This is a genomic window from Antarctobacter heliothermus (assembly GCF_900188425.1).
Classification (GTDB): domain Bacteria; phylum Pseudomonadota; class Alphaproteobacteria; order Rhodobacterales; family Rhodobacteraceae; genus Antarctobacter; species Antarctobacter heliothermus.
Genome location: NZ_FZON01000040.1, coordinates 1 through 23,172, shown reverse-complemented (window position 1 = coordinate 23,172; position 23,172 = coordinate 1). Strand labels below are relative to the sequence as shown.

Annotated in this window: 26 protein-coding genes; 12 read left to right on the top strand and 14 right to left on the bottom strand. The window is 64.2% G+C overall.

All coding sequences use genetic code 11. The features are described from left to right. Positions 1-9: 9 nt before the first annotated feature. From CHB90_RS17795 to CHB90_RS17770, 6 genes are all read right to left on the bottom strand, one after another. Positions 10-1,452 (bottom strand): UDP-N-acetylmuramoyl-tripeptide--D-alanyl-D-alanine ligase, encoded by a 1,443-nt coding sequence (locus tag CHB90_RS17795; protein ID WP_089279202.1) that lies wholly within the window; start codon positions 1,450-1,452, stop codon positions 10-12. Next, on the bottom strand, positions 1,449-2,942 hold the full coding sequence (locus CHB90_RS17790) for a UDP-N-acetylmuramoyl-L-alanyl-D-glutamate--2,6-diaminopimelate ligase (RefSeq protein ID WP_089279201.1): 1,494 nt from the start codon (positions 2,940-2,942) through the stop codon (positions 1,449-1,451). Before CHB90_RS17790 ends, CHB90_RS17795 begins: the two co-directional genes overlap by 4 nt. 67 nt (positions 2,943-3,009) lie before the next feature. Next, positions 3,010-4,809, bottom strand: coding sequence for a peptidoglycan D,D-transpeptidase FtsI family protein (locus CHB90_RS17785; RefSeq protein ID WP_089279200.1), 1,800 nt, complete (start codon positions 4,807-4,809; stop codon positions 3,010-3,012). Beyond that, entirely contained in the window at positions 4,806-5,153 is a 348-nt protein-coding gene (gene ftsL, locus CHB90_RS17780) for a cell division protein FtsL (protein ID WP_089279199.1), read from the bottom strand. Before ftsL ends, CHB90_RS17785 begins: the two co-directional genes overlap by 4 nt. Before the next feature lies 1 nt (position 5,154). Next, on the bottom strand, positions 5,155-6,165 hold the full coding sequence (gene rsmH / locus CHB90_RS17775) for a 16S rRNA (cytosine(1402)-N(4))-methyltransferase RsmH (protein WP_089279198.1): 1,011 nt from the start codon (positions 6,163-6,165) through the stop codon (positions 5,155-5,157). Beyond that, positions 6,166-6,618, bottom strand: a complete 453-nt coding sequence (locus CHB90_RS17770) for a division/cell wall cluster transcriptional repressor MraZ (protein WP_245823290.1) — start codon at positions 6,616-6,618, stop codon at positions 6,166-6,168. An 834-nt stretch (positions 6,619-7,452) separates the two neighbouring features. On the opposite strand from CHB90_RS17770, the gene CHB90_RS17765 reads away from it, so the two are divergent. The 8 genes from CHB90_RS17765 to CHB90_RS17730 all read left to right on the top strand — a co-directional run bounded on the left by CHB90_RS17765 (position 7,453) and on the right by CHB90_RS17730 (position 13,578). Next, complete coding sequence (locus CHB90_RS17765) at positions 7,453-8,100, top strand: MotA/TolQ/ExbB proton channel family protein (RefSeq protein WP_089279197.1); 648 nt, start codon at positions 7,453-7,455, stop codon at positions 8,098-8,100. A 4-nt stretch (positions 8,101-8,104) separates the two neighbouring features. Beyond that, entirely contained in the window at positions 8,105-8,482 is a 378-nt protein-coding gene (locus CHB90_RS17760; RefSeq protein ID WP_089279196.1) for an ExbD/TolR family protein, read from the top strand. Positions 8,483-8,486: 4 nt separating this feature from the next. Continuing rightward, the gene (locus CHB90_RS17755; protein WP_089279195.1) at positions 8,487-8,891 is read left to right on the top strand and encodes an ExbD/TolR family protein; all 405 of its coding nucleotides are present in this window, start codon (positions 8,487-8,489) and stop codon (positions 8,889-8,891) included. Further along, positions 8,888-9,823: a hypothetical protein gene (locus CHB90_RS17750; protein ID WP_089279194.1), complete on the top strand. Its 936-nt coding sequence runs from the start codon at positions 8,888-8,890 to the stop codon at positions 9,821-9,823. The genes CHB90_RS17755 and CHB90_RS17750 overlap by 4 nt, the downstream gene beginning before the upstream one ends. Positions 9,824-9,887: 64 nt before the next feature. Next, the gene (locus CHB90_RS17745; protein ID WP_089279193.1) at positions 9,888-10,712 is read left to right on the top strand and encodes a TatD family hydrolase; all 825 of its coding nucleotides are present in this window, start codon (positions 9,888-9,890) and stop codon (positions 10,710-10,712) included. Beyond that, the gene (locus tag CHB90_RS17740; RefSeq protein ID WP_089279192.1) at positions 10,709-11,509 is read left to right on the top strand and encodes an MBL fold metallo-hydrolase; all 801 of its coding nucleotides are present in this window, start codon (positions 10,709-10,711) and stop codon (positions 11,507-11,509) included. Before CHB90_RS17745 ends, CHB90_RS17740 begins: the two co-directional genes overlap by 4 nt. Positions 11,510-11,532: 23 nt before the next feature. Then, positions 11,533-12,468, top strand: a complete 936-nt coding sequence (locus CHB90_RS17735) for an AEC family transporter (RefSeq protein ID WP_089279191.1) — start codon at positions 11,533-11,535, stop codon at positions 12,466-12,468. A 186-nt stretch (positions 12,469-12,654) separates the two neighbouring features. Then, the gene (locus CHB90_RS17730) at positions 12,655-13,578 is read left to right on the top strand and encodes a DMT family transporter (RefSeq protein ID WP_245823289.1); all 924 of its coding nucleotides are present in this window, start codon (positions 12,655-12,657) and stop codon (positions 13,576-13,578) included. A gap of 2 nt (positions 13,579-13,580) precedes the next feature. On the opposite strand, the gene CHB90_RS17725 is transcribed toward CHB90_RS17730, so the two are convergent. After that, positions 13,581-14,135: a 5-formyltetrahydrofolate cyclo-ligase gene (locus CHB90_RS17725; RefSeq protein WP_089279223.1), complete on the bottom strand. Its 555-nt coding sequence runs from the start codon at positions 14,133-14,135 to the stop codon at positions 13,581-13,583. Positions 14,136-14,137: 2 nt separating this feature from the next. Further along, entirely contained in the window at positions 14,138-15,532 is a 1,395-nt protein-coding gene (gene mgtE, locus CHB90_RS17720) for a magnesium transporter (RefSeq protein ID WP_089279189.1), read from the bottom strand. 107 nt (positions 15,533-15,639) lie between these two features. Between mgtE and guaD the strand changes: the two genes are divergently transcribed. Continuing rightward, positions 15,640-16,926: a guanine deaminase gene (gene guaD / locus CHB90_RS17715; protein WP_089279188.1), complete on the top strand. Its 1,287-nt coding sequence runs from the start codon at positions 15,640-15,642 to the stop codon at positions 16,924-16,926. Here the strand turns inward: guaD and CHB90_RS17710 are convergent. Genes CHB90_RS17710 through nthA form a run of 3 tightly spaced genes read right to left on the bottom strand, consistent with a single transcriptional unit; the run spans position 16,923 to position 18,525 of the window. Then, entirely contained in the window at positions 16,923-17,237 is a 315-nt protein-coding gene (locus CHB90_RS17710; protein WP_089279187.1) for a nitrile hydratase accessory protein, read from the bottom strand. The two genes, guaD and CHB90_RS17710, sit on opposite strands and share 4 nt — an antisense overlap. Continuing rightward, positions 17,234-17,908 carry a nitrile hydratase subunit beta gene (gene nthB, locus CHB90_RS17705; protein ID WP_089279186.1) on the bottom strand — a complete coding sequence of 225 codons (675 nt, stop codon included), beginning with the start codon at positions 17,906-17,908 and terminating at the stop codon, positions 17,234-17,236. Before nthB ends, CHB90_RS17710 begins: the two co-directional genes overlap by 4 nt. After that, positions 17,905-18,525 (bottom strand): nitrile hydratase subunit alpha, encoded by a 621-nt coding sequence (gene nthA, locus CHB90_RS17700; RefSeq protein ID WP_089279185.1) that lies wholly within the window; start codon positions 18,523-18,525, stop codon positions 17,905-17,907. Before nthA ends, nthB begins: the two co-directional genes overlap by 4 nt. Before the next feature lie 191 nt (positions 18,526-18,716). Here nthA and CHB90_RS17695 point away from each other — a divergent pair, with 191 nt between their 5' ends. The 3 genes from CHB90_RS17695 to CHB90_RS17685 all read left to right on the top strand — a co-directional run bounded on the left by CHB90_RS17695 (position 18,717) and on the right by CHB90_RS17685 (position 21,405). Further along, positions 18,717-19,022 carry a hypothetical protein gene (locus tag CHB90_RS17695; protein WP_141135916.1) on the top strand — a complete coding sequence of 102 codons (306 nt, stop codon included), beginning with the start codon at positions 18,717-18,719 and terminating at the stop codon, positions 19,020-19,022. 142 nt (positions 19,023-19,164) lie between these two features. After that, positions 19,165-19,539 carry a preprotein translocase subunit SecG gene (gene secG, locus CHB90_RS17690; protein ID WP_089279183.1) on the top strand — a complete coding sequence of 125 codons (375 nt, stop codon included), beginning with the start codon at positions 19,165-19,167 and terminating at the stop codon, positions 19,537-19,539. Between the two features lie 222 nt (positions 19,540-19,761). After that, the gene (locus tag CHB90_RS17685; RefSeq protein WP_089279182.1) at positions 19,762-21,405 is read left to right on the top strand and encodes a CTP synthase; all 1,644 of its coding nucleotides are present in this window, start codon (positions 19,762-19,764) and stop codon (positions 21,403-21,405) included. Between the two features lie 248 nt (positions 21,406-21,653). Here the strand turns inward: CHB90_RS17685 and CHB90_RS17680 are convergent, their stop codons facing one another. The 3 genes from CHB90_RS17680 to CHB90_RS17670 all read right to left on the bottom strand — a co-directional run. Beyond that, positions 21,654-22,166, bottom strand: coding sequence for a GNAT family N-acetyltransferase (locus tag CHB90_RS17680; protein ID WP_089279181.1), 513 nt, complete (start codon positions 22,164-22,166; stop codon positions 21,654-21,656). 4 nt (positions 22,167-22,170) lie between these two features. Beyond that, positions 22,171-22,911, bottom strand: coding sequence for a ribosome small subunit-dependent GTPase A (rsgA, locus tag CHB90_RS17675; protein WP_245823287.1), 741 nt, complete (start codon positions 22,909-22,911; stop codon positions 22,171-22,173). After that, the coding region (locus tag CHB90_RS17670; protein WP_141135915.1) for a transposase domain-containing protein at positions 22,866-23,172 on the bottom strand (307 nt) is incomplete at its 5' end. The genes CHB90_RS17670 and rsgA, both read right to left, overlap by 46 nt.

The window sequence follows — 23,172 nt, the reverse complement described above, 5'->3', positions numbered from 1 at the left end:
TCGTCCTTCCTAGCCTTCCAGATCCGGTGTCGATTGGCGCAATTTGCGGATGGCGTCAACCACGCGCCCCACCCCCATCGAAAGAGAGCCCTTGGCCAGTACAACGTCGCCAGCGTCCAGATCGCGCCCCACGCGTTCGGCCATCTTGTCGGCGGTTTCGGTCCAATGGCCCCGCTTTTCGGTCGGCAGGTCGCGCCACAGGTGCTGCATCAGCGGTCCGATACAGTGCACGGTATCAATGCGCGTCAGCGCGGGGTTGTGGGCTATCACCCGGTGCAGGGCCACCTCGCTGCGGCCCAGTTCCTTCATGTCGCCAAGGTAGGCAATCCGCCGCCCCTGTGCGACGCGCCCGACGCCATGCCGGGGTTCTGCCGCCGCCAACACCTCCAGCGCCGCCGCAAGCGACGCCGGGTTGGCGTTGTAGGCATCGTCGATCAGCTCGACGCTGATGCGCGCATCCACCGGGTCTAGTGCTATGCTTTCGCGCTGGCCGCGTCCCGCGCCCGGCTGCCATTGGCCCAGCGCCATGACCGACAGCGCCGGATCAAGACCCAGAGCATCGCTCACCGCCAGCGCACCCATGGCATTTACCGCGAAATGTCGTCCCGGCGCCAGAACCTTGAACAGCCGCGTCTCGACCCCGGCCCGGCCCACGGCCACGGTACAGGCATCGCGCACGGACGCCCGGTACAGCCGGTACTGGTTGCAGGCCTTCTCGCCAAAGCTGACGGCAAAGCGGCGTCCCGCGTCGGCCTTTTCCCGCAGGATGGGACTGACCGGCAAATCGCCGTTGAAGATGGCGGTGCCGTAGGGTTCCAACCCGTCAAAGATCGCGGCCTTTTCGCGGGCGATCCCCTCGACGCTGTCAAAGGCCGCCAGGTGCGCGGGCGCAACAATCGTGATCAGCGCCACATGCGGGCGGGCCAGACGGGCCAGGGGTTCAATCTCACCGGGATGGTTCATACCGATCTCGATCACGGCGAAATCCACGTCGCGCGGCATCCGCGCCAGCGTCAACGGCACGCCCCAATGGTTGTTATAGCTTTTCTCGGCGGCATGGACGTGGCCCTGCGCGCCCAGAACCGTGCGCAACATTTCCTTGGTCGAGGTCTTGCCGACCGACCCGGTCACCGCAACGACCTGCGCACGGGTGCGGGCGCGCGCGGCCCCCCCCAATGCTTCAAGTGCGGCCTGCACATCCTTGACGATCAACAAAGGTGCAGAGTCGTCCACCCCCTCGGGGACATGGCTGACCAGTGCCGCCGCGGCCCCCTTGTCCAGCGCCTGTTTGACAAAATCATGCCCATCGCGCGCCACCTTGAGCGCCACAAACAGATCGCCGGGGACAATCGTGCGCGTGTCAATCGACACGCCCGTCGCCGTCCAGTCGCAGGGCGTGGTGCCGCCGGTGGCGGCGACCGCCTCAGCCGAGGTCCACAGCGCCGCCGTCATAGCCCCTTCCCGTCCAGAGCCGCCACCGCGATGCTGGCCTGTTCCACGTCGTCAAAGGGGTAAACCGTGTCGCCGACTGTCTGCCCGGTTTCATGGCCCTTGCCACAGATCAGCAGCGCATCGCCGGGGCCAAGCCCGTCGACACCGCGCAGGATCGCCTCTGCCCGGTCGGCCACTTCCAGCGCCTCGGGCGCGCCCTGCATCACCGCCGCGCGGATCAAGGCGGGATCCTCAGATCGTGGGTTGTCATCGGTCACGATCACGCTGTCGGCGTTCTCGGTTGCGGCCATGCCCATCAACGGGCGTTTGCCTCGATCCCGGTCGCCGCCCGCGCCGACCACGGCGATCAACCGACCCATGACATGCGGGCGCAATGCCTTGCAGGCCGTCGCCACCGCATCAGGGGTGTGGGCGTAGTCGACAAAGATCGCCGCGCCGTTGTCCCGTTTGGCCGCCAATTGCATGCGTCCGCGCACCGTCCCCAACAGGGGCAGCACGTCAAACACATCCTCCGGGTCGCCACCGCAGGCAATCACCAGCCCCGCCGCGACAAGGATGTTTTCCGCCTGAAAACCGCCGATCAGCCCCAGCCGTTCCTGACGCACAGTCCCCTCAAAGCTCAGCCGGATCTCCTGCCCCGTGGCATCGAAGCGCTGCGCCTCAAGACACAGGTCCGCCGCCTCACGGCCCACGGTGATCACCTCTTGGCCACGTGCCCGCGCGATGGCCAGCATGTCCACGCCGCGCGGATCGTCGATGTTGATCACTGCTATCCCGTCCTCGGGCAAGACGCGGGCAAACAGCCCCGCCTTGGCAGAGAAATACTCGTCAAAGCTTTCGTGGTAGTCCAGATGATCCTGGGTGAAGTTGGTGAACCCGGCGGCCGCCAAGGTCACGCCGTCCAGCCGTCGCTGCGCCAACCCGTGGCTGGATGCCTCCATCGCGGCATGGGTCACCCCCGCCTCTGCCGCGCCGGACAATACCCGGTGCAGGGTGATCGGCTCTGGCGTGGTGTGTTTCAGCGGGGTTTGCCAATCGCCCTCGACGCCGGTGGTGCCCACATTGACCGCACGCAGGCCCAGTTCCTGCCAGATCTGACGGGTAAAGCTGGCGACCGATGTCTTGCCGTTTGTACCTGTCACCGCAACCACGGTTTCCGGCTGAGAGCCGAACCACAGCGCCGCCGTATATGCCAACGCCTGACGCGGGTCTTCGGCGATCACCAGTGCCGCGATTGATGCTGCCAGTTCCGCCTCTGCCATCTTGGCGCCCGCCGCATCGGTCAGCACAGCTGCGGCCCCCATGCGCAGGGCGAACTGGATGAACTCTCCACCATGCACCCGTGTGCCGGGTAGCGCAGCGAACAGATAGCCCTCGCGGACGTCACGGCTGTCCACTGCCAGACCTGTCACCGCGACCTCTCGACCGCCGCGGGCGGTGAGACCCAGTTGTGACAGGCTCTTGGTCAGAATGCTGCGTTCAGACGCCATGTTTCTATCGCCCCCGGCTGTGGTTCTGGCCCCGCAGTTCCGCAGGTGGCCCTGTGCCCACGCGGCCTTAGTCAGAGGCCGTCGTCAACGTTTTCACCTGCCCCGTATCATAATCCGGACGCAAGTCCAGAAGCGGGGCAATCCGTGTGATCATCTCGGCGGCAACAGGCACGGCCGTCCAGCCAGCGGTGCGGCGCGGGGTCGATCCGGAGGTCTCGACCGGCTCATCCAGCATAACCACCAGCGCATAGCGCGGTTCATCTGTCGGGAACAACGCGGCGAAGGTCGCGATCACCTTGTCCTTGTGATAGCCGCCGCCGCGCTCCTTGGGCTTTTCCGCGGTCCCGGTCTTGCCGCCAACGCGATAGCCCGGCACCTCGGCAAAAGAGGCGGTGCCCTTTTTGGCGCTCACCACATGACGCAGCATGGTACGCGCCTGCTCTGCCACGTCGTCGCGCAACAGCTTGTCCCCCATGCGGGGGCCATCCTGTTTCAACAGGGTCGGCTGCACCACATGGCCACCATTGCCAATCATCGCATAGCCGGCCGCCAGATGCAGCGGCGAGACCGAAATGCCGTGGCCATAGGAAATTGTCACCGCCGACAGGTCGGTCCACCGTTCGGGGATCAGCGGTTTGGCGTTGCGCGCCTCGACGATCTCCAGTGAGGAGGGCGCGAACATGCCCAGATTTTCGTAAAAGTCCTTTTGACGGCCCCGCCCGATGGCCATGACCAATTTGGCCGTGCCCCGGTTCGAGCTTTGGACAATCACGTTCTCGACAGACAGCTTGCCATAGTTCTTGCCCTGAAACTCACCTACTTTGAATCCCAGCACCTCATAGGGCGGTGAAGTGTCGATCACGGTTTGCGGATGGACCAGTCCCAGTTGCAGCGCCTGGGCTGCGGTGAAGATCTTGAATGTAGAGCCAAGCTCATACAGACCCTGCACCGCGCGGTTGAACAGCGGGCTGTCGCTTGCCTTTTCCCCGGCGATCGGCACGCGCGGGCGGTCGTTGGGGTCAAAGTCGGGCAAAGAGGCAATGGCAATCACCTCACCCGTGTAGATATCCATCAGCACGCTGGCAGCACCCTTGGCGTTCAGCAGCTTCATCCCGGCGTCCAGTACCTCTTCGGTGGCGGCCTGAATCGTCAGATCCAGCGACAACGTCAGGGGCACGCCCTGCCGGGCGGGATCGCGCATTTCCGCGTCAAAGTACTTTTCGATGCCCGCCGTACCGATCACCTCGGCGGCATGAACGCCCTCATCGCCGAAACTCGCGCCGCCCAGAACATGGGCCGCCAGCGCGCCGTTGGGATAGAGCCGCATTTCGCGCGGGCCGAACAACAGGCCCGGTTCCCCGATGTCATGCACCGCCTGCAACTGCTCGGGGCTCAGTTTTTTCTTGACCCACAGGAACTTGGTCTTTGGGTTGGTAAACCGCGCGCCCAGCTTTTCGGCGTCGATGTCCGGGAAAATCGCCGCCAGCTCCTGCGCCGCGCGCAGCGGATCAACCATCTGCTGTGGATGCGCATACAGGCTGTGGGTCGACATGTTGGTGGCCAGAATACGACCATGCCGGTCCGTGATGTCCGCCCTGGTGGCAACGATGGATGCGCCTGTCATCTGCGCGCGCGGCTCTTTCGGCTCCGACGCGGACAAGACCCCCATCCGCGCCCCGACCACGCCATAGGCACAGACAAACATCACCGCCAGCACCAGCAACCGCCCCTCAGCGCGCAGCCGCAGCCGGTCTCGAATCTCTTCGTGGCGCAGCCTGCGATTCTCGCGTTCGATGGCGTCGGGGTTTTCGCCTTTCTGGCGGGCCTCAAGGATGCGGGCCAGCGGACGCAGCGGCGTGCGGGTCATGGGTTGGTCGCTCCGGCAGAGGTGACATCGACGGGTTTCGTCAGATCCAGCGACAGCGGCTGCGGGTACGCCACCTGATCAATGCTGCCAAACTGGTCCGGGCGCAGCGGCAACAGCCCCAGCCGGTCAAAGTTCAGCTCGGCCAGATCGCGCAGCCGGTCGGGCCGGTTCAGATAGGCCCATTCCGCGCGCAGGATCGCCAATCGCTCCCGCGCCGCCCCGATGTCGCGGCGCAGATCGTCCACGTTGTCCAGCTCCGCCTTGGTGCGGTAGTTTTCGTAGTAGGCCCAGTAGCCGGATGTGATGACGGCCATGGCCGCAAGCAGGAAAAAAACACTGCGCATCTCATCGTCTCCTTGGTGTCTTTGGTGTCTGTTTCATCACTGGCATCGACAGCTCTGCCGCCTCTACGGCGCGCGCGGGGATCTCTGTCCGCCGCCCAACCCGCAGCTTGGCAGATCGCGAACGCGGGTTTTCGGCCAGTTCCTCGGCATCCGGGCCCACGGCCTTGCGGGTCAACACCTCGAACGGGTCTGTCGCCGCCTGCGTCTGGTCGCCGTAGCGGTTCACATGGGTCTTCTTGTCGCCGTGCAGTTGGAAAAAGCGTTTCACCATCCGGTCCTCGACCGAATGAAAGGTCACAACCGCCAGCCGCCCGCCGGGCTTCAACACCCGCTCAGCCGCCATAAGCCCTTGCCACAGCGCGTCATATTCCCCGTTCACCGCAATCCGCAGCGCCTGGAAACTGCGGGTGGCGGCATGGGCCTGCCCCGGCTTGGTGCGGCCAAGCACCCGCTCGATCAGCTCGGCCAGCGGCAAGGTCCGGTCAAACGGTCGGTCCTGCACAATGGCGCGGGCGATCCGGCGCGATTGCCGTTCTTCGCCGTAGATGAACAGGATATTGGCAAGCTCCGCCTCTTCGACGGTATTGACAAGATCCGCCGCCGTCGGCCCCTCCTGCCCCATCCGCATATCTAGCGGTCCGTCCTTCATGAAGGAAAAGCCGCGCTCGGCTCGGTCCAGCTGCATCGAGGACACGCCCAGATCCAGCACAACGCCATCCACCGCCTCGACCGCCTCGGCCGCCTTGTCCATCTGCGCGAAATTGCCCTGCCACAGCGACAGCCGGTCGCCGTATTCGGCACCCCAGTTCCGCGCCATCTCATGGGCCAGCGGATCCCGGTCGATGCCGATCACCTTGTCGGCCCCGGCGTCAAGCAATCCGCGCGCATATCCGCCCGCCCCCAGCGTGCCGTCGATCCACACGCCCGTAACCGGCGCCACCGCTGCCAACAGCGGGCGCAACAGCACCGGAACATGGGGTGCGCCGCCCTTTTGCGCCGCAGGATCGCTCACTCAGACCTCCTCGGCTTCGTCCAGCCATTCCATCGGGTCATCAGGAAGATCTTCCATCAGATCGTCTTCATCCACGACATCCGTCGGCACATAGCGGTCCGCGCTCCAGATCTGGAACGTGTTCAGGTTCGCCACGGCAAAGGTCTCCCCCGTAATGCCATAGCGCGCACGCAGCTTGGCGGGGATCACGATGCGCCCGGTTTCATCGACCACGGCATTGACCGACCCCGACGAATAGATCCGCGACAGCGCCTTTTTGCGCGGTCCGGCCTTCATCGCGTCGATCCGGTTTTCAAGCCGCTCCATCGCGTCGATGGTCATGCATTCAAGGTATTCATTGCTGGGGTGGCCGTAGACCATGACAAAGCCCGGGTTGGTGTGATCCTTGGATGTCGGATCCCAGTCCGGGTCGCCTGCTTCGAGGACACGGCGAAAATCGACCGGAATGGACATCCGGCCTTTTCCATCGACCTTAAGTCGAAACTCGCCTCTGAACCTCAGCCTGCGGCTCACTGCCCTCGGCCCCTTCAATCCCCCGATTTGAAACGAAATACGGCGGGTTGATCAGCTGCCATTGATCAACCCGCCGCTGGACCCGCTATGCGGGTGTCTCCGACTGCGCGCGCCACCTGGGGGGATGTCTGCTCGCCCGCGCGCCGGATCCTTGTGTCACGATGAGAGCGTGCGCCTGTATGAAACCTGCTCTTATTATTATTTGAGTTCAGTGCCGGGTCTTGGATGCCCTTGCTGCCGTTCTCATCGTGTAAACTATGAATGACATGGGAACGGGTGGTATTCAATAGTTTTTTGCGGGAAATGATGGCCAGACACCATAGCCAGACCCAGAGAAATAAGGCAAAATTCACTCAGAACGCCCCATCCTGCGCAAACCTAGCGAAACACGACCCGGACACACACAACATGTAGGCGCGAACATGATCGGTAAAAAAATCCCATCCGGACCCACAAAATCCAAAAACCGGCTGCCAAAGCACCTGACCCGGCCATCCGACACCCGCGTTGTGCCGGAATCCGACCCGCGAATCATCCAAAATCGGTGCGAGTCGCGGTGAATCGGCTGTGTTCCGCCCGTCGAACCAGGAATTCCCACGCGTGGACCATCAAACCCCCGGCCCATTCCCATCCAATCCCAGAGTTCGCCCCATCCGATCCCAAATCGACCCACCCCCGGCCCCTGTTGTCATCGCAAAACCCGCACTCGCGCCAAACGCCATTTCGTGAGATCACTGGACAAAGCCCCCGCCCCCCGACCCGGAAGGCCCCCCAATGCTGAGCAATATTCCCCAGTTCCTCGATCGCGGCGGCCCGGCGCTCTGGGCCATCGCAGTCCTGTCGGTCCTGACGCTCAGTCTTGTGCTGTGGAAGCTCTGGCAGATGTTCCGGCGCGGTACCTGGAAACGCGAAGGCGCAGAAACGGCGCTGCGCTTCTGGGGACAGGGGCAGACCACGCTGGCGATGTCGCATATCTCTTTTGACCCCGCGCCCCGCGCCCGCGTCGTTCAGGCGGCGATGCAGGCGCGCCTGTCGATTCCTGAGGAAGACGCCCGAGAAGAGGCCGCACGGCAGGCCCGCGCCGTGCTGAATGAGACCCGGCTGGGCCTGCGGATGCTGGACCTAGTTGTCACCATCGCGCCGCTACTGGGACTGCTGGGCACTGTTCTGGGTATGATCGACGCGTTTCAGGCCCTGCAGGACAGCGGCCAGCAGGCGGACCCCGCCGCGCTGGCGGGCGGGATCTGGGCGGCGCTGCTGACCACCGCCGCAGGCATGGCCGTGGCGATCCCGGCCAGTGTCATGCTGTCGATTTTTGACGGCATGGCGGACCGGCTGGCGCATGATCTTGAGGATCTGGTCACCCGCGTCTTCACGACCCCCTGGGCCTACGCCGAGGACGAAGAGGAGCCATCGGCCTGATCCCATGTTGAACCTGCCCGTCTCTCCGCGCCGCCGCCGCCCCAGCCTGACCCCGATGATCGACGTGGTCTTTCTGCTGCTGGTCTTTTTCATGTTGGTGGCGCGCTTTGGCGGAACCGATGGCGTTTCGCTGCTGCTGGCCGCGCCCGGCGGTGAGACACCGTATACTGGCCCACCCCGCCTTGTGTCGGTCATGCCTGCGGGCCTTGCCCTGAATGGTCAGCCCGTGACGGACCTACCCACCGCACTTGCGCCCCTCATGGCCGGGCCGGACGATCTCATTGTCATCCGCCCTGCCCCCGGCACCGGCGTCGCGCGGCTGGTCGATGTGCTGAACACGCTGCGCGAGGCTGGTTTTACGCGCCTCGCCGTGGTGGAATAACGATATGGCCCGCGTCCGCCTCAGCACGCCCCGCCGGTTCTGGCCCGGCCCGCCCAAGGCGCGGGCGGAACCGGTTGTGCCGATGATCAACGTGGTCTTCCTGTTGCTGATCTTTTTCCTGATGACCGCGCAATTCGCCGACCCCGGCAGCGCCGGGCGCAGCAAGCTGTCGGTCGAGGATGCCCCCGGCCCGATGCGCTCGGTTCTGATCCTTGCGCCGTCGGGGCTGGTCTCGTTCGGCACCTTGCGCGGAGAGGCCGCCATAACCGCCGCCGCCGGGGCTGGCCCGGTCCGTTTGCAGACCGACGGGCAGACCGACGCAACCGCCCTGGCGCGGCTACTGACGGCGCTGGCGCAGGCAGGCGCAGGGCGGGTTGATCTAGTAACCACCGGACAGGGGGCGAAGTGACCCGCGCGCGACTGATAGAGGCGTTGATTTGTCTGCTGCTGGCGCTGGCGGTGCATCTGGCGATCCTTGCGGTGATCTCCCGCCCCCGGACAGAGCCGCCCGACCCGTCGCTGGCCTTGTCGCCGGTCACACCGGATCTAGGCGACCTTATCGCTGCATGGGATCGCGCACCAGAGACCGACTTGCCTGACACTCCTGCCGCGCCCCCGGCCGAGGACGCGCCCAGCCCGCCAAGGGCGTTGCCCGCAGCGCCGGTCCGCGCCGACGCCCCGCCGCCGCCTGTCACGCCTGCCGCACCTGTGACCCCGCCTGTGCCCGACGCCACGCCGCGTCCGCGCCCTGTGGTGGCGGGCGATGCCCCTGCCGCTCTGGTGCGCCCCGCGCCCTTTGCCGCAACCGAACTGTTGACCGCGCGCGCCGCGCTGCGAACCGCCCCCAAGACATCCCGCGCCCCCGGCGCAGCCCTTGCCACGCCCGCCATCGGGGTGATGCCGCAAGTAGATACAACTCCCGCAGCTCCACCGCCACCGCCCGCGCTCTCGGTGCCGGAGGTCATCTTGCCAGAGGCCGTCGTTCCAGAGGCCGTCGTTCCGGAGGTCGTCGTTCCAGAGGTCGTGACGCCTGAGGTGACAGTGGCGCCGGTCGCTGACCCGATCCCCTCACCGCCCGACCCTTTGCCCACCCCTTTGCCCGGCCCTTTGCCTGACGCCACGCCTGACGTCCGACCAGAACCCGCGCCGCAGCCTGATCCCGCACCACAGCCTGATCCTGCCCCCATCCCGGACCCCGTGATCCCGGACCCCGAGCGTGGCCCGCCGACAGCTCAGGCCCCCATATCCTCTCTGCGTCCCGTCGCGCGCGACCCCGGTTTCCGTCCAGATCCGTTTACCCTGCGCCCGGTTGCCCGCCCCGCCGGACTGGGCGCCCCCTAGTCGCGGCCGCCGTCTTGACCCTCCCCGTCCCATCCTAGATACCACGGGCAACCAAGGAGCCGTCATGACCGTTCCCGTCATTACCGACAGCCACTGCCACCTCGATTTTCCCGACTTTGATCAGGAACGCCCGCAGGTTATCGCCCGCGCCCTTGAGGCCGGAGTGCAGCGCATGGTCACCATCTGCACCCGCCTGCGGAATGAACCGCAGGTGCGCGCCATCGCCGAGGCGAACGCCCCCGTCTTCTATGCCGCAGGCACCCACCCGATGTCCGCCGCAGAGGAACCGCTGGCGACACTCGACGAACTGGTGGCTCTTGCCAAACATCCTAAATTTATTGGCATCGGTGAGACGGGGCTGGACTATCACTACACCGCCGAAAGCGCCGAGATCCAAAAGCAAAGCCTGCGCATCCACATAGAGGCGGCGCAGGCCACCGGCCTGCCGCTGATCATCCACGCCCGCGACGCGGACGACGACATCGCGCGTATCCTGACCGAAGGCTACCGCACGCAACCCTACACCTGCGTCATGCACTGCTTTTCCTCCAGCGCAGAGCTGGCGCGCGCAGCGCTGGACCTGGGGTTCTACCTGTCGATGTCCGGCATCGCCGCCTTCCCCAAATCGCAAGACCTGCGCGACATCTTTGCCGACGCCCCCATCGACCGCATTTTGGTCGAAACCGACAGCCCCTACCTTGCGCCGCCGCCCCGCCGGGGCAAGCGCAATGAACCGGCCTATGTCGCCCATACCGCGCGCAAGGGCGCCGAGGTCTTTGGTCTCAGCTACGAGGAGTTCGCCGCCCGGACAGAGGCCAACTTTGACCGCCTCTTTACCAAGGCCGCCGCATGGACGGGGGAAATCCCTGCAAAAGAGGCCAAGGCATGAGCGGTGAGCTGCGTTTTACCATCCTTGGCTGCGGTTCGTCAGGCGGCGTGCCGCGCCTTGGCGGCCACTGGGGCGCCTGCGATCCGCAAAACCCCAAGAACCGCCGCCGCCGCTGTTCTATGCTGGTGGAACGTGAGACCGCTGACGGCACCACAACCGTGCTGATCGACACCTCGCCCGACATGCGCGAACAGCTGTTGGACGCCGGGGTGGGCAAGCTGGACGCCGTGGTCTGGACCCACGCCCATGCGGATCACACCCACGGATTGGACGACCTGCGTCAGATCGTCTTCAACACGCGCGAGCGTCTGAACGTCTGGGCGGACGGCGACACCCAAAGCGACCTGCTGTCGCGCTTTGCCTATGCCTTTGTGCAACCCGAAGGCTCTCCCTATCCGCCGATCCTGAACCTTCACACCATCAAGGGCCCCTTCAGCATCGACGGCGCGGGCGGCCCGATCACTCTGACCCCGTTCGAGGTCAACCATGGCAGCATCGAGGCTCTGGGGTTCCGCATCGGCGATCTGGCCTATCTGCCGGATGTGGCGACGATCCCCGACGACGTCTGGCCGCAACTGGAAAATCTGGACTGCTGGGTGCTGGACGCGCTGCGCCGCAAACCTCACCCGACCCATGCGCATCTTGCACTGTCGCTGGACTGGATCGCACGCGCACAGCCCCGCCGCGCCGTGCTGACCAACATGCATATCGACCTTGACCATGCCGAGGTCGCGGATGAGACGGCAGAGCATATCACTCCGGCCCATGACGGCATGGTCATTCGCTATGCGCTCTGAGCCGGCTCGGAAGAGCCACTGAGATGCAGGCCCTGCTCGACGTCATCCTGCCTGTTTTTCTGGTGATTGCTGCCGGTTACGCGGCGGTCTGGAAAGGCTGGTTTTCCGAGTCCGGTGTCGACGGGTTGATGAGCTTTACCCAGAATTTTGCCATCCCCTGCCTGCTGTTCCGCGCCATCTGGACGCTGGAACTGGGCGATGATTTCAATCCTTGGCTGCTGGTGAGTTTCTACACCGGGTCGGCCACCTGCTTTGCCGCCGGACTGCTGGGCGCGCGCTTTTTGTTCAAGCGCGACTGGGAGGATGCGGTTGCCATCGGGTTTTGCTGCCTGTTTGCCAATTCGGTGATGATCGGTCTGGCGCTGACCGAACGCGCCTATGGCAGCGACGCGCTGCAAGCCAACTATGTGATTGTCGCGCTGCACTCGCCGTTCTGCTATGGCATCGGCATCACCGCAATGGAGATTGTGCGCGCGCGCTCTGCCGGGATCTCGAACCGGGCGTTGCCGGGCAAAGTCGGGCGGGCGATGTTCCGAAACGCGCTGGTGATCGGGATCGGACTGGGGTTGTTTGCCAACCTGGTAAACCTGTCGCTGCCCACTGTCGCCACCGACGCGCTGGACATGATGATCCGCACCGCGCTGCCCGCGTCGCTGTTCGGCATGGGCGGGGTTCTGTGCCGCTACAAGCCGCAAGGCGACGGGCGGGTGATCGCCTATATCTGCGCGGTCTCATTGATGCTGCATCCGGCGATCACATGGACGCTGGGCACGATCACCGGCCTGTCGGTCGAGGCATTCCGGTCCGCCGTGCTGACCGCCGCCATGGCACCGGGGATCAATACCTATGTCTTTGCCAACATGTACGGGCGGGCGCGGCGGGTGGCGGCCTCGGCGGTGCTGATCGCCACGGCGCTGTCGGTGATCACCGCCTGGATCTGGCTGTCGCTGCTGCCCTGACCTGTGTCAGGAGCGTTTCCCTGAGCGGGGCAAAGGGGGCGTCATGCCAGAGGCATGCTTTCAGCACGACCCCCTCGGCCTGCGGCCTTTCCCCCGGGATATTTCAGGACAGAAGAAACCGGGACGATCCGCTTTGACTTTTGGCGCGGGCGCGGGTCATGTGGCGCGACAATTCTGCGAGGTCTCATGCCCCCCCCACCACAGCGTACCACTCTTGGCATTTTGTTCATGCTGGCCTTTTGCCTGTTTGCGCCGATGATGGACGCGTTTGCCAAGGCCACGCCCGAGGTGGTGCCGGTGTCGCAGATCCTTGCCTATCGGTTTGCCATCCAGGTCGCGATCCTGATGCCGCTCGCCGCGATGTTGGGACACAGTCTGCGCATGACCCTGCGCGATGTCTGGCTCCATCTGGCGCGGGCGGCGGCGCTGTTGGCGGCGACGGGCTGTTTCTTTACCGCGCTGCGCTACATGCCGATCGCCGATGCGATCTCGATCTTTTTTGTCGAGCCGTTTGTGCTGATCCTCATGGGCGCGGTTTTTCTGGGTGAACCCGTGGGCTGGCGCCGCCTGACGGCCTGCGCTGTCGGCTTCGGCGGGGCCTTGTTGGTGATCCGGCCCAGCTTTTCCGATCTGGGGCCGGTGGCGTTTTTGCCCCTGGTCACGGCGGCGCTGTTTTCCATTTACATGCTGATGACGCGGGCCATGACGCGGCGGTTGCATCCGCTTGTCCTGCAGGGACACACCGCGCTGGCGGCGACACTGCTTATCCTGCCGCCGCTGTTGATCTTCAACGGCACTGGAAACGTCTATTTCGATCCGGTCTGGCCCGAGGGGCGGGCGATCTGGACGCTGTTTGGGGTTGGCGTGGTGGCGACGATCTCACATCTGTTCCTGACCTATGCGTTGCGACTGGCGCCTGCGGGCACCATCGCGCCGTTGCAATACCTTGAGATCGTGGGAGCCACGGTGATCGGCTACCTGGCGTTTGGCGATTTCCCGACGTCGCTGACATGGGTCGGAATCGCGATCATCGTCGCCTCTGGTCTGTATGTGTTTGAGCGGGAGCGACGGCTGGAACTGCGGGCCAAGCCGCCCGCACCGCCGATCTGAGGTCAGGAGTTGGGTGTGATGACCTCGGATTCGGTCACGATCATGTCCAGCGGCTGATCGGTGGGTTCCAGCGGCAGGTCGCTGTCTTCCTGAGCGGCAAAGGCAAAGCCGATGGCCAAAGTCGGGCGCTTGGCGCGCAGCATCTGTAGCGTCCGGTCGTAGAAGCCGCCGCCATAGCCCAGCCGTCCGCCGTCGCGTGAAAAGGCGATCAGTGGCACGATCAGCACCTCGGGCTCAAGGAACTCCGCCGGGTCGGGGATCATGACCTTGAACGCGCCCTCGACCAGCGTGCAATCCGGCTCCCACCGGGCGAATTTCAGCGGTTGCGCGCGGGCGACAATCACCGGCACGCCGACCGGCCCATGCGCCGAGGCCTCTGCCATTGCGGGGACCGGGTCGATTTCCGTGCGGATCGGCAGGAACCCCGACAGGGGCACGCCGCGATAGCCGGCCAGCACCTCGCTCAGCTTGCCTGCGGCACCGGGCAACTGCGTGTCGAACGCGCGCTGGCGTCGGGCAAACCCCGCCTTGCGCGCCGCCGCCTTGCGCGCCTCCAGTGTCACAGCAACCACACCACGGCCAGCCCGAGAAAGGCGAAGAAACCGACCACATCGGTCACCGTCGTCACAAAGGCGCCCGAGGCCAGCGCCGGGTCCACCCCGGCCTTTTCAAGGATCACCGGAATCGCGATCCCGGCCAGCCCCGCGACCACGAGATTGACCACCATGGCGACCGCGATCACCCCGCCCAGTTGCAGCGATCCGAACCAGACAATGCCGACAATCCCCATGATCACCGCAAAGGCGATGCCATTGATCAGCCCCACCGCGACCTCACGCCGGATCACCCGCCAGATGTTCGACCCGGTGAGGTCTTTGGTCGCCAGCGCCCGCACCGCCACCGTCAGCGACTGGGTGCCCGCGTTGCCGCCCATCGAGGCGACAATCGGCATCAGCACCGCCAGCGCCACTACCTGGGTGATCGCCTCTTCGAACTGCGAGATCACCAGTGAGGCCATGACCGCCGTCAGCAGGTTCACCGCCAGCCAGGGAAAGCGCCGCTTGGTGGTTTCGATCACCTTGTCCGACAGGCGGCTTTCGCCGTCCACACCGGCCAGCCGCAGGATGTCTTCCTCGTTTTCCTCATCCAGCACCGCCATGGCGTCGTCGATGGTGATCACACCCACCAGCCGGTCGTTGTCGTCCACCACCGGGGCCGAAATCAAGTGGTACTGGTTGAAGGCATAGGCCACCTCACCCTCATCGCGGGTGACGGGAATGGTGTGAAAGGTCTCTTCGACAATCCGTTTCAGCAGCACGTCACGCCGCGACGACATGATCTTGCCCAGCGTCACGTTGCCCACCGGGCGCAGCTTGGGGTCCACAAGGATCACATGGTAGAACTGTTCCGGCAGATGTTCCGAACTGCGCATATAGTCGATGGCGTCGCCCACGCTCCAGTATTCGGGTGCCATGACCACCTCGCGCTGCATCAGGCGACCTGCAGAAAACTCGGGGTAAGCCAGTGACTGCCGCACCGCCGCCGCGTCCCCGGCCTCCAGCGAGTCGATGATGGCGTCTTGCTGCGCGGTTTCCAGATCCTCGACCAGATCGACAACGTCGTCGGTGTCCAGTTCGCGCACAGCCTCGGCCAGCACCTGCGGCGTCAGCGCGGCGATCACCTCTTCGCGCAGCGTCTCGTCCAGTTCGGACAGGATCTCGCCGTCGATTTCCTTGTCGTACAGACGGATCAGACGTTTGCGGTCAAAGGCGTTGATCTGTTCCAGAAGGTCGGCGATGTCGGCTGCGTGCAGCGGCTCCATCAGCTCGATCAGTTGCTCGCGGTCATCCACGTCCACGGCATAGAGAATCGCCGCAACGGCCTTGCGGTCCAGCGCATAGGCGTCGTCGCGTTCGGGCGCGTCAGTGGTTTCTGCGTCCTGCTCTTCGGCCATGTTTTTGCCCTCAACCTGCTTCGCCCCGACTTTATGACATGCCGCCACCGGGCAACAGGGGGCAAGGGCGATTTACCTTTTGTGCAAGCGCGCCTAGGCTTTGCTGCATGAGCAAACAGCACTTGCATCTTGGTCAGGCGCTGACCTTTTCCGGCGACCCGTTTCACGACGGGCTGGACGCCGCCCGCCACAACCGCCAAGGCGCACTGGTGGTCGAGGATGGCGTGGTCGCCGCCTTGGGACAGGCCGACGATCTGCGCGGGGGAGAGTATGCCAGCGTGACGGATCACGGCGCGGCGCTGCTGCTGCCAGGTTTCGTCGATGCCCACGCGCATTATCCGCAGACCGCCATGATCGCCAGCTGGGGCAAGCGGCTGATCGACTGGCTGAACACCTATACCTTTCCAGAGGAAATGCGCTTTGGCGATCCGGCCTATGCGGCAGAGATCGCGGGCCGCTATCTGGACCTGTTGCTGGCCAACGGCACCACCACCGTGTGCAGCTATTGCACCATCCACCCCTCCTCCGTCGATGCCCTGTTCGAGGCCGCAACCGCGCGCGGCATGCGCGTGCTGGGCGGCAAGACCTGCATGGACCGCAACGCGCCGGAGGGGCTGCGCGACACCGCACAGCGCGCCTATGACGACAGCAAGGCGCTGCTGACCCGCTGGCACGGGCAGAACCGCCTGTCCTATGTCATCACGCCGCGCTTTTCGCCCACCTCTTCGCCGGCGCAGCTACAGGCGCTGGGGGCGCTGTGGGCCGACCACCCCGATTGCCTGATGCAGACCCACCTCAGCGAACAGGTGGATGAGATCGCCTGGGTGAAATCGCTGTTTCCCGAGGCGCGCGATTACCTGGACACCTATGAACAGGCGGGGTTGCTGGGCGCAAACGGGCTGTACGGCCACGCCATCCACCTTGAACCGCGTGAGGCCCACCGCCTGCAAGAGGTCGGCGCCGCGCTGATCCATTGCCCGACCTCGAACACCTTTATCGGCTCGGGCCTGTTCGACATGGACGGGCTGACCCGTGACAACCACCGCATCGGGCTGGCCACCGACACCGGTGGTGGGTCGTCCTTTTCCATGCTGCGCAGCATGGCGGCGGCCTATGAGATCGCGCAATTGCGCGGTCGCGCCCTGCACCCGGCGGAACTGATCTGGCTGGCGACAGAGGGGTCCGCCCGCGCGCTGCGGCTGGATCACCGGATCGGCACGCTGGCACCGGGGACAGAGGCGGATTTCATCGCGCTGGATCTGGCCTCGACCCCCGCCATCGCGCAACGCAATGCACGCGCGGACGACATCTGGGAATCGCTGTTTCCCACCATCATGATGGGCGATGACCGCGCCATCGCCGCCACCTATGTGGGCGGGCAGCGCGTCGGTTAGCCGTCGATCCGTACCGGCGCGCCATGTGGCGTCGATAGATAGGCGCGTTCCCAGTCGCGCCGCAGCGCCTCCAGATCCCCGGCCCCGGCAATGCCTTTGGCGGTGCAGATCCGTTCCAGCGCCACCACCCAAGCGTAGAAGTAATCATCGCCGCCGTCCAGATCCCCGGCCTTGCCATGCTCTGCCAGAACCGCGCCAAACACCTTGGTCCACTCGGACCATGTAAACGCCCCGCCCACCTCCAGCGAGACGGAGATGGCAAAGGCTTCGGCGTGCCAGGGGGCTGCGAATACCGGTGCGGGCGCGCTCATGCCACGGGCTCCAGGTAGCTTTCCCACAGGTCGCAACTGACCGTATCACCGGGCGCTTCTGCCGCGCCCCAGGCCTCTGCCGCATCGAAAACCACCGTATACAGCGGCTCTGGCTGCTCCCCCTGATCATGCGCATTGGCATCGGGAAAGACGTGGCAGCCATGCAGCCGCTCAATTGTCCCCACCAGCCCCGCCACATAGCCCGGCAGCCGGGTGTGGCCGCCCGCCACCCGCACATTGCGCGCAGGCCGCCGTGTCCGCACACTGTCGCCCTTGGCAAAGCGCGGTGCACGCCCGTCGCGGGATGCCGGACCGCCGCGTGCCAAGGCCCCGGCCACCGCCTCGGCCCGCATTGCCCGCTCTGCCAGCGGCGAGACATCAGGTGCCGCCCCCGCCAGTTCCGCGCGTGTCACCACGCCCCGCGCCACCAGCAGATCCGCCAGCGCCGCCAGCCATTTTTCATAGTAGGAAAACGCCATGTAATCGGCGGGCGACAGGCATTCACGCGCATGGCGCGACACATCCAGATTCCACTGCCCCAACGCCCCGGCGGCCAGCGTCACGGCCAAGGCCCGCGCGTGCCAGTCCTGCGCAAAGACCGGGTCGTTCTCGGACCCGGGCATCACCGCACCATCGCCAAATCGCCCGCCCATGTCATGCACCCGGCTCATGCGGGCGGTTCCACCAGCGCAGTGCCAATCATCGCGTCGCGGTGGATCAAGCCCGCCAGCGCCGCCTCATCCAGCGCCTTTGTTCCCTCGGGGCGCATAGGCAGCACCAGATAGCGCACCTCGGCAGTCGAATCCCAGACCCGCACCCGCTGCCCCTCTGGCAAGGTCACACCAAACTCTGCCAAAACGGCGCGCGGCTCGCGCACCGCCCGCGCCCGGTAGGCGTCGGATTTGTACCACCCCGGCGGAATCCCCAGCAGCGGCCACGGGTAACAGGAACACAGCGTACACACGACCATGTTGTGCTGCGCCGGCGTGTTTTCGACCGCCACCATATGCTCGCCCTGCCGCCCGGTGAATCCCATCTCCGCCACCGCCGCCGTCGCATCGCTCAACAACCGCGCGCGAAACCCCTGATCGACCCAGGCGCGCGCCACCACCGCCGCCCCGTTGCGCGGCCCGATCCTGTGGGCATAGGTCTCGATGATCTCATCCAGCGCCGCCGGATCGACCAGCCCCTTGCGGGTCAACAAGGTCTCCAGCGCCTTGACCCGCAAGGCAGGCTCAGGCGGCAACAGGCTGTGGGGCGGGGCATCGTCGGCGTGATCATGGGGCATGGACAACAGCTTGCCCTGCCCGGTCCGAACGGACAAGGGGGCGCGCGCGGACCGCTGACGCGGAAATGAGTGCTCCGGGCCGCCCCGCCACGTCCCACCCGCCCGCAAAACGCACCGTGACAAACGCACCGTGACAGATGCCCCGTCCTTTGCCAGTCTGTCGGGACAGGATGCCAAAGGAGGCCCAGGACATGTCCAGACTCTTCCACGCCGCAGCCCTTGTGACGCTTGTCATATGCGCAACGCCCGCCTCGGCGGTCATCGTGTTCGACCTCACACCGTCACAGGGCGCCGCATTGCGCGACATATGCACCGACGACTGGGGCACTCCCCGCGCCGGTGTCGACGCCTCCGCCGTGGTCAACTGCTGCATTCCCGGCAACGCCTGGTGCGTGATCTGCCACGCTGGCACGCCTCAGGCCCCAACCAGCTGCCTCTCTCTCGGGGTTCCGCCGCTCCGAAACGCATCCCCGGCACAGACCCCGCCAGACCAGTGACACAGGTCCGGGGCCGGCGGGTGGGCGCCTTTGGCCGCAGGCCAAACAGAGCCTCCCGCCAGCCGCCAAACAGTTTCGCGCCTTGCACCGACCGGCACCTTCCCCTAAATGACCTCGAAACCGATCAAAAGACGCAGGCCCCATGGAAAACGTTATCCTCATCGTACACCTCCTTCTGGCTCTTGGCCTGATTGGTGTCGTGCTTCTCCAGCGCAGCGAAGGCGGCGGTCTGGGGATCGGGGGCGGCGGCGCCATGAGCCAGCGCGCCCCGCTGACCGCTCTGGGCAAACTGACCTGGATCCTCGCCGTGGCCTTTATCGTGACGTCGATCACGCTGACCATCATCTCGGCGCGCAATGCCTCGGGCACCTCGATCCTTGACCGGCTGGGCACCTCCGCGCCTGCAGGGGCCGACGCGCCCACCCCGGGCCTCGATGGTCTGGACCCCAGCCTGTTGATCCCGCCGCCCGCCAGCGACACCGACCCGGACGCCCCGCTGGTCCCGCGCGCCGACTGACAGACGCCCCACTAGGGTTTGCAGTATGTTCACCAACCGCAACAGCATCTTGCGGTTGGCTAGACAAATCGTTCCGAATCCGCTATCGGTTTAATCCCGTGATGCTGCTGCCATTCTGGCAGCGGGAGAACATGAATTGGCCCCGACCGGAACACAGATCCGGACCTCCGGGGTCAGATCGCAAAACGCCGACACGACAGGCAAAATCACGGGATCGCCCACATGGCACGCTTCATTTTCATCACTGGCGGCGTTGTGTCTTCGCTTGGCAAGGGGCTGGCCTCGGCGGCCCTTGGCTCACTGCTTCAGGCGCGCGGCTTTTCCGTCCGCCTGCGCAAGCTGGACCCCTACCTGAACGTCGATCCCGGCACCATGTCGCCGTTTGAACATGGTGAGGTCTTTGTCACCGATGACGGCGCCGAAACCGATCTCGACCTTGGGCATTACGAACGCTTCACCGGCGTGCCCGCCCGCAAGACCGACTCGATCTCCTCGGGCCGCGTCTACACCAACGTGTTGGAAAAAGAACGACGCGGCGATTACCTCGGCAAGACGATCCAGGTGATCCCGCACGTCACCGATGAGATCAAGAATTTCATCTCCATTGGCGAAGACGAAGTCGACTTCATGCTGTGCGAGATCGGCGGCACCGTCGGCGACATCGAGGGCCTGCCGTTCTTCGAGGCGATCCGCCAGTTCAGCCAGGACAAGCCGCGCGGCCAGTGTATTTTCATGCACCTGACCCTGCTGCCCTTCATCAAGGCCAGTGGTGAGCTTAAAACCAAACCGACGCAACACTCGGTCAAGGAACTCCGCTCTATCGGTCTGGCGCCCGATATCCTTGTGTGCCGGTCAGAGGGTCCGATCCCGCAAAAGGAACGCGAAAAGCTGGCGCTGTTCTGCAACGTGCGCCCTGACGCCGTGATCGCCGCTCAGGACCTGTCGTCAATCTACGACGCGCCCTTGGCCTATCACCGCGAAGGCATGGATCAGGCCGTCCTCGACGCCTTTCAGATCAGCCCCGCGCCCAAGCCCGACCTGACCAAGTGGGAAGACGTCTCTGACCGCATCCACAACCCCGAAGGCGACGTCACCGTCGCCATCGTCGGCAAATACGTCCAGCTTGAGGATGCCTATAAATCCATCGCAGAGGCGCTGACCCACGGCGGCATGGCCAACCGGGTCAAGGTCAACGTGGAATGGGTCGATGCCGAAACATTCGAGGGCGAAGACCCCGCCCCCTACCTTGAGAAATACGATGCCATCCTTGTCCCCGGCGGCTTTGGCGAGCGCGGCACAGAGGGTAAGATCAAGGCCGCGCAATTCGCCCGCGAACACAAGGTGCCCTATCTGGGCATCTGCCTTGGCATGCAGATGGCGGTGATCGAGGCCGCCCGCAACGTTGCTGGCGTGAAAAAGGCCGGGTCCGAGGAATTTGACCACGAGTCCGGCGAAAAGCGTTTTGAGCCGGTGGTTTACCACCTCAAGGAATGGGTGCAGGGCAACGAAAAGGTCAACCGCCGCCCCGACGATGCAAAGGGCGGCACCATGCGCCTGGGCGCCTATGACGCGGTGCTGACCGAAGGATCGAAGGTGGCGCAGGTCTATGGCACAACCACCATCGACGAGCGCCACCGCCACCGCTATGAGGTCGACATCGCCTACAAGGACCAGCTGGAGGCTTGCGGCCTACGCTTTTCCGGCATGTCCCCCGACGGCCGCCTGCCCGAGATCGTGGAATGGCCTGACCACCCGTGGTTCATTGGCGTGCAGTTCCACCCCGAGCTGAAGTCGAAACCCTTTGACCCCCATCCACTGTTCCGGGATTTTGTGCGGGCGGCGAAAGATGTCAGTCGGTTGGTGTAAAGGTCGACTTTAGATACATCGCTCAAACATCAAGCCACTTTCGTCGCATGTTCCAAGGCGCTTGAATGCGCCAAAGGAACCTAAAAGACCGGAAATCCCAATCTGCTTTCGCGATCGTTTTGATAACGCGATTCGAAAAAATCCGCCTGACGAGCAGCACCCGGCCCAGTGACCTGAGACCCGTGCAGTCCTCGTTCCTGAGTTGGCGCTGTTCAGGTTTTGGCCTTTTTCTAACCGGCCAACCGATTCTACCGGGCTCCGGCCTGCGGGGCTCGCGGGCGGGATACCGGACTTAAATCGGAGGCACTGATCAACAGTGCCTCCGAATGACTATTGCGAAGCAGCATCGCCATCTTGAAGGTTTTGTCGCCGCTGGCGTCAAATGCGCCTTCGCCGGTTTTTACAAAGCCATAGCGTTCGTAGAACGGCAGACCAATCTTGTTGTCTTTGAAGACCTCGACTGTCAGCGGCCCTTTGATGGCGACGATATGATCCACCATGTGGCGTCCCATACCCTTGCCCTGATGAGTGGGGGCAAGGAACAAACCTCCGATTTCTGTGCCAATCATGGCGATAAAGCCAACCGGAACACCATCATGTTCCAGAACCCATGTATCGGCATTTGGCAGATAGATATTGCGCATATCCTTGCGCACCTGTCTTCTGATTTCATCGGACAAGAAGGGGTGCGCAAGCGGTTCTGCCGTGTCCCATATTGTGATCAAGGCATCGATATCGTCGGTTTTGTATTTACGCATCATCGACTTACTTCCTATTCTTCTTCTGGACCGCATTGATCATCTTGTGGAGCGATTTTTCGACGCTTTTACGTTTGGCCAACGAAGACGCGTTAAAGCGTTCCTCCGCTGCCAGCTTCTTCCATCGCGCAAGCCGGTCACGATCAATCTCGCCGCGCTCCAATGAACCTTGAATGGCGCAACCTGGTTCTGTGTCATGTCGGCAATCGCTGAAACGGCATTGGCCCGCCAAGGCAACGATGTCGACAAATACATCTGCAATGCCGGCCTCAACATCGGTCAGTTGAAGCTCTCGCATGCCCGGCGTGTCCAGCACGGCGCAGCCGTTGGCCGTGAAGTGCAATTGCCGCCGTGTCGTCGTGTGGCGACCTTTGCTGTCATCTTCGCGAATGGCAGCCGTATCGGCCACACCAGCTCGGAACAGAGCATTGACCAGCGTAGATTTCCCGACGCCGGACGACCCCAGAAAGGCAATCGTTTGGCCGGGCTTGCACCATGAAGCCAACCGCGCGACTGGTTCTTCACTCAAGGCATTGAGCACTTCGACCAGAACGCGGTTTGAAATGGTGCTTGCCGCTTGGGCGTAGGATTCTGGATCGTCGCAAAGGTCTGCCTTGGTGAGCAAGATCACCGGCATCACCTCCGCCTCGAACGCCAGCGCGACATAGCGTTCAAGCGTAAGCGCTCCGTTGATACCGCAGCTTATGCGGCCTGATTTTCCGATGCGGAAGTCGGCAGCCAATTCCAAGGCAGCAATTCATCCAGCCGGTTAATCATGTGATCATGGATGCGGTTGAGAATGTCAGCGAGGTAGGCTTGTGGGTCTAGGCCGTTCAGCTTGGCGGTTTCGATGATGGTCATAGCGCGGGCCAAGGTTTCGGCACCTGTGTCTGCCCCTGCAAATAACCAATTCTTCCGCCCTATGCCGATGGGACGCAGGGCACGTTCGGCAGGGTTGTTGTCGATGGCCACACGCCCGTCGGACAGGAACAGGCTGAAAGCGACCCGA